This is a genomic window from Enterobacter sp. T1-1 (genome assembly GCF_000710795.1).
Classification (GTDB): domain Bacteria; phylum Pseudomonadota; class Gammaproteobacteria; order Enterobacterales; family Enterobacteriaceae; genus Enterobacter; species Enterobacter cloacae.
This window is the reverse complement of sequence record NZ_JALW01000032.1, coordinates 37,662-43,661: the sequence shown is the minus strand read 5'-3', so window position 1 is coordinate 43,661 and position 6,000 is coordinate 37,662. Positions and strand designations below refer to the sequence as shown.

Here is a 6,000-nt window from a genome sequence, read left to right as displayed (position 1 = left end):
GGGCGGGGGGGCTGGTGGCCGGTTCTGCCCCCCCCCCCCCCCACCCCCAAAATAATCCTATTCCCCCACCAACAAAACCCCCCCCCCGCCACTTTCAGTGCAGCAACACAGCCCACTCCGAAGAATATCAACAACCCGGTACCAAGGAACTCGGCAATGCACTGGCCTTTTAAGGTTGATGTCTGACTCATAATCGGAATCCTGAAGAGATTGATGTTTATTGTTAGCATGGCCGCCCGTGACAGCCATGATGTCCTGTAGACATAGTGTTAATTTATCGTTAACGAGCAAAAACGAGAAATATCGAAATCAAAATGTGTGGTCTGCGTCAATAAAATGAGCGTTTACGCGCCATAAAGCGCATTTTTGCATCAGCGCGAGAGTGTGAGCTGAATCATTTCATTAACTAATGAGTTAACAACTTAGGGGTAATTGCCGCGAACGCACCAGGACGAGGCCGAAAAGTGTTGCAAACCGCGATCTGCGCGGTGTGTCGCTGGACAGGGGCGACGGGGCTTCATACAATCGGCATAGATGTTGTGCGCGTTTACGTTAAAGCGTCGCCTTGCAATTCAGGAGAGGTAGGATCATGTCTTTAGAAGTGTTTGAGAAACTGGAATCGAAAGTACAGCAGGCGATTGACACCATCACGCTGCTGCAGATGGAAATTGAAGAGCTGAAAGAAAAGAACAACAGCCTGGCGCAAGAAGTGCAAACAGCTCAGCACGGCCGTGAAGAACTGGAGCGCGAAAACAACCAGCTGCGTGAACAGCAGAACGGCTGGCAGGAACGTCTGCAGGCACTGCTGGGGCGTATGGAAGAGGTTTAATTCCCCTGGGATTGAACTGAGTAGGCCGGGTAAGGCGAAGCCGCCACCCGGCTTTTTTATGGTTATCGCGAATGGGTAATAATCATAAAAAAGGCCGCCCAAGGCGGCCTTAACGCTACTTGTCCTGCGCTGTCGTAGCAAAAGCAAAGAACACATTGGGTTCATCACTCTTCACAACGAGTACGCTGGCGACAATGAACGCGATACATAAATAGCGTTTCATTATGCGGTCCCTGCAGCTAACCGCTCCACCGTTCACCACCGGTGATAAGTCGGTGGACACAAGCCCTGGTATTAGCCTGTTTTACGGTTGTGAATACACCTTTCCCTGGACCGATGCCCATTTGCGAGATGGCGGAAAGGGACGCTGCATCATAATAAGCAGCAACCGTGGTGTTAAGGTATTCATAAACAATTAGGATTTTATAAAGCTTCTGAGGGGTTGCCCAAGGTTTGGACGAGAGTATGATGAAGATCCTTGGTATTAGCCTGCAAGCCTTCCCAACGGACCGCGAATCCCGAGGGACAAAAAAACCGCCACATTGCTGTTGGCGGTTTTTTTATGGCGCTCGCTTACTGTTTACTACTCAATATCCAGCGGATCTTCGGAGAGGATAATGCCGGTGTTATCGGCATAGAGATGGTCGCCGGAGAAGAAGGTCACGCCGCCGAAATTGACGCGGATATCGCTTTCACCAATGCCTTCACCTGCGGCGCCTACCGGAATGGCAGCAATCGCCTGAATGCCGATATCGAGGTCTTCCAGATCGTCCACCTGGCGGACTGAACCGTAGACCACAATGCCTTCCCATTCATTTTGCACGGCAATTCCGGCCAGTTCTGCGTCAATCAATGCACGACGTACGGAGCCGCCGCCATCAACCAGCAGCACGCGACCACGACCGTTCTGTTCGAGCAGATCGTACAGCAACCCGTTATCCTCGAAACATTTCACCGTGATGATTTGTCCGCCAAACGAAGACCGTCCACCAAAGTTGGAGAACAGCGGTTCAACGACGTTGACATCTTCCTGGTAGATGTCACAAAGCTCGGAGGTATCGTATTTCATAGGTTTAACGCTCTGTTGCTGCGAATGTGTTCAGTATATCGTGCGAAATGCGTTGTTGGCAAAATCATCAATTGTTAATTGATATTTGTCAGTTAACTCAGCGTCTGGCTCAGGACAATCCCTATCACGAACAACAGGTTAGTGAGCAATGCGCCTTTTACCGTGCGCTCAAGCATCGGTGGCATGGCTGCCGGGCTGAGCTCACGCATCACAAAGCGGGCCTGTTTAATCAGCAGCGGCGCGGCGAGCACAAACAGCCAGCCCCAGAGACTATGCAGCGAGATCAGGTTGAACAGTGCGAGGCAGAGCAGGGCGCCCATTAGCAGGCAGGCATGATAGCGACGCGCGTTAACCGGCCCCAGACGCACGGCCAGCGTGTTTTTGCCGTTCTCACGGTCGCTGTCGATATCGCGCAGATTGTTGATGTTAAGTACCGCCGTTGCCAGCAGACCGCAGGCGGTGGCGGGCAGGAACAGGGCAGGGATAAGCGTATGCGCCTGTAAGTACCAGCTGCCCATCACGCTCAGCCAGCCAAAAAATACCAGCACGGAAATATCACCCAGGCCGATATAACCGTAAGGGCGCGTGCCGACGGTATAGGTAATGGCGGCGATAATAGCGAGCAGGCCCAGCACCAGAAAACCAATGAAATCACTGGTGGTTTTCGAGGCGACCGTCACCAGCGCCAGGCCGGATAAACAAATCAGTACCACGGTGATAATCAACGCGCGCTTCATCTGTGCCTGCGTAATCACCCCTTTCTGCATCCCGCGCAGAGGGCCGATACGGTCAGGCTTATCGCTACCCTTAACCGCATCGCCGTAGTCGTTGGCGAGATTAGAGAGGATCTGCAACAAACCGGCTGTGACCAGCGCCAGCACGGCAACCAGCGGATTGAAATACCCCTGCCACCAGGCAAGGACGGTACCGACGATAATCGCGGCAAAGGCCAGAGGAAGGGTTTTAGGGCGTAGACTTTCGAGCCACGCCTGAGTACGGCTGATATCAGTCATAGTTATTAAGCCAAAAAAATGGGGGCATTAGCCCCCATTAAATGTGATGAGAATGCAGTAACCGCGATTATAGGATAAAACGGCTCAGATCTTCATCTGCCACTAACGCATCCAGGTGTTTACCCACATATTCTGCGTCAATAGTAATGGTTTGACCGTTCAGGTCGCTCGCATCATAAGAGATATCTTCCATCAGGCGTTCCAGCACCGTGTGCAGACGACGTGCACCGATGTTCTCGGTGGTTTCGTTGACCTGCCAGGCCGCCTGAGCGATGCGTTTGATACCGTCTTCGGTGAACTCAATGTTCACGCCTTCGGTCGCCATCAGCGCTTTGTACTGTACGGTCACAGACGCGTTTGGCTCGGTCAGGATACGTTCGAAATCTTCAGTGGTCAGCGCCTGCAGCTCAACGCGGATAGGCAGACGGCCCTGCAGTTCCGGGATCAGGTCAGACGGGCTGGCAATCTGGAACGCACCGGACGCGATAAACAGGATGTGGTCCGTTTTAACCATGCCGTGCTTGGTGGAGACGGTGCAGCCTTCTACCAGCGGCAACAGGTCGCGCTGCACGCCTTCACGGGAGACGTCCGGGCCGGACGCGTTACCGCGCTTACAGATCTTATCGATTTCGTCGATAAACACGATACCGTGCTGCTCAACCGCGTCGATCGCATCCTGCTTCAGCTCTTCCGGGTTCACCAGCTTTGCTGCTTCTTCTTCAATCAGCAGCTTCATTGCATCTTTGATTTTCAGCTTACGCGCTTTCTGTTTCTGACCGCCCAGGTTCTGGAACATGGACTGCAGCTGGCTGGTCATCTCCTCCATGCCAGGAGGTGCCATGATTTCCACACCCATTGGCGCGGCGGCGAGATCGATCTCAATCTCTTTGTCATCCAGCTGGCCTTCGCGCAGCTTTTTGCGGAATGCCTGACGTGCCGCAGACGGTTCAGCCTGCTGTTCAGCCTGGCCCCAGTTGTTTTTCGCCGGCGGGATCAGCACGTCAAGAATACGCTCTTCAGCCATCTCTTCCGCGCGATAGCGGTTTTTCTCGATCGCCTGAACGCGAACCATCTTGATTGCCGAGTCGGTCAGATCGCGGATGATCGAGTCAACTTCTTTACCTACATAGCCCACTTCGGTGAATTTAGTGGCTTCAACTTTGATGAACGGCGCGTTAGCCAGTTTCGCCAGACGGCGAGCGATTTCGGTTTTACCGACACCGGTTGGGCCGATCATCAGAATGTTTTTTGGCGTCACTTCATGGCGCAGCTCTTCGTCGAGCTGCATGCGGCGCCAGCGGTTACGCAGAGCAATAGCCACGGAACGCTTGGCGTTATCCTGGCCGATAATATGTTTGTCCAGTTCGCTGACAATTTCGCGTGGGGTCATTTCAGACATGGGAGATCCTTACGCTTTAGAGGTCAATTCTTCGATGGTGTGGTTGTGGTTGGTATAGATGCAGATATCGCCTGCAATATCCAACGCCTTCACAGCGATATCACGCGCATTCATGTCGGTATTCTCCAACAGTGCGCGAGCCGCAGCCTGGGCATAAGGGCCGCCAGAGCCGATGGCAATCAGGTCGTTTTCCGGCTGAATGACGTCACCGTTACCGGTGATGATCAGCGATGCGGTTTCATCGGCCACGGCCAGCAGCGCTTCGAGTTTGCGCAGCATGCGGTCGGTTCGCCAGTCTTTCGCCAGCTCCACGGCGGCTTTCACCAGATGACCCTGGTGCATTTCCAGTTTACGTTCAAACAGTTCAAACAGCGTGAAAGCATCAGCCGTGCCGCCTGCAAAACCGGCGATCACTTTGTCGTTGTATAAACGACGGACTTTTTTCACGTTGCCTTTCATTACGGTATTACCCAGCGTGGCCTGGCCATCACCGGCGATTACCACGTGGCCGTTACGGCGTACACTTACTATTGTTGTCACGAGCAGACCCCCTGGTTACAGAATCGGGAAACAGAAGCCCTGAGCCTGTGCTCAGGGCTGAATAGAAAGATAGATGGGGGGGAATTTGGGGGTTTCAACCCCCGGAAGCAAGTCGGATGCAGTTTGTGTGACCGGCGACTTTCAAACGAGAAATGGTGCCATCGGCATTTTCTTTGCCTTTGACCGGGCCAATCACCACGCGATTCCAGCCGTTATTGGTGGTAATGCGCGAGTCAAATCCTTCAAATGCCAGCTGAGCGCGGACCGTTTCGGCCTGCTCGGCACCTTTGAACGAACCGCACTGCACCATCCAGCGGCGTTCGTCTTTCTTCTCAGCCGTCTGCTTCGGTGCCTCGGTCTCTTTGGTGACCGGTGCGGCCTGCTGTGTTTTCGGCTGCTGCGCGGTGGTATGCGCAGGCGTCTGCAGCAGATCCTGATACGGTTGAGCCGTTTGCTTCTGCGTCTGGGCCTTTGGCTGCTGAGCAGGCTGAGACTGCGCCGTTCGCGTTTGCGGCTGCTGGTACGGCTGTTCCGTCACGCGCGGCTGCGCTTTAGGCTGCTGTACCGGCTGGTTTTGCGTCCACTGCTGCTGCTGTTGTTGCTGCTGAATCTGTGCCTGACGCTGGCGCTGCAGTTGCAGTGTTTGCTGACGCTGCGCCGGCGTTTGTTCATTCCACGGCACTTCATTCAGCTGCGTAGGCTGCTGGCGCATATCGGCCTGCATCTGTGCCAGCAACTGACGCTGTTCGTCCGTTAGCTGATCGGCATTTTTCACCTCGCCACCGGCGGATGGCTCGGTCGGCGCACGCACGCCAGGCTGACGGCTTTCAAGCTCTTTAATATAGCGCCAGCGCTCTTCAGGCTTCGGTGGCAGACCATTTCCAACCACTTTGTTGCCCTGAAGGGCCTCAGCCTCTTCTTTTTTATGGTGCGTGATAAAGTACAGGCCGCCGATGAAGGCCACCAGTACCGCCGCAGCAATAGCGACCATTGCTGGCGAGACAGCAGGCAGGTTACGTTGCTTTTTCTTTGCGCTACTCTTTTTGCGTCGCGAAGGTGCCGGCTGGCCGCGACGTACATAATCTCGTTGTGCCACTATCGTTTCGCTGTATTTATTCGTTCGTCAGTCCGCCATGTTACTTAAGCGGCG

7 protein-coding genes are annotated in these 6,000 nt (G+C 54.2%); 1 reads left to right on the top strand and 6 read right to left on the bottom strand.

Annotated elements, in window-relative coordinates; genetic code table 11:
• Window positions 1-191: aquaporin (locus AK59_RS1000000125475; RefSeq protein ID WP_442854876.1), on the bottom strand; the 191-nt coding region annotated here is incomplete at its 3' end.
• Window positions 192-589: 398 nt separating this feature from the next.
• On the opposite strand from AK59_RS1000000125475, the gene zapB reads away from it, so the two are divergent.
• A complete protein-coding gene (gene zapB, locus AK59_RS0112405) occupies window positions 590-829 on the top strand; it encodes a septal ring assembly protein ZapB (RefSeq protein WP_013099316.1) in 240 nt (79 codons plus the stop codon).
• Between the two features lie 583 nt (window positions 830-1,412).
• Here the strand turns inward: zapB and rraA are convergent.
• From rraA to ftsN, 5 genes are all read right to left on the bottom strand, one after another.
• A complete protein-coding gene (rraA, locus tag AK59_RS0112395) occupies window positions 1,413-1,898 on the bottom strand; it encodes a ribonuclease E activity regulator RraA (RefSeq protein WP_013099315.1) in 486 nt (161 codons plus the stop codon).
• Window positions 1,899-1,990: 92 nt separating this feature from the next.
• Window positions 1,991-2,911 carry a 1,4-dihydroxy-2-naphthoate polyprenyltransferase gene (menA, locus tag AK59_RS0112390; protein ID WP_013099314.1) on the bottom strand — a complete coding sequence of 307 codons (921 nt, stop codon included), beginning with the start codon at window positions 2,909-2,911 and terminating at the stop codon, window positions 1,991-1,993.
• A 67-nt stretch (window positions 2,912-2,978) separates the two neighbouring features.
• Window positions 2,979-4,310, bottom strand: a complete 1,332-nt coding sequence (gene hslU / locus AK59_RS0112385) for an HslU--HslV peptidase ATPase subunit (protein WP_013099313.1) — start codon at window positions 4,308-4,310, stop codon at window positions 2,979-2,981.
• Window positions 4,311-4,319: 9 nt separating this feature from the next.
• The gene (hslV, locus tag AK59_RS0112380) at window positions 4,320-4,850 is read right to left on the bottom strand and encodes an ATP-dependent protease subunit HslV (RefSeq protein WP_008501802.1); all 531 of its coding nucleotides are present in this window, start codon (window positions 4,848-4,850) and stop codon (window positions 4,320-4,322) included.
• A gap of 94 nt (window positions 4,851-4,944) precedes the next feature.
• On the bottom strand, window positions 4,945-5,946 hold the full coding sequence (ftsN, locus tag AK59_RS0112375) for a cell division protein FtsN (protein WP_028028089.1): 1,002 nt from the start codon (window positions 5,944-5,946) through the stop codon (window positions 4,945-4,947).
• Window positions 5,947-6,000: the final 54 nt, after the last annotated feature.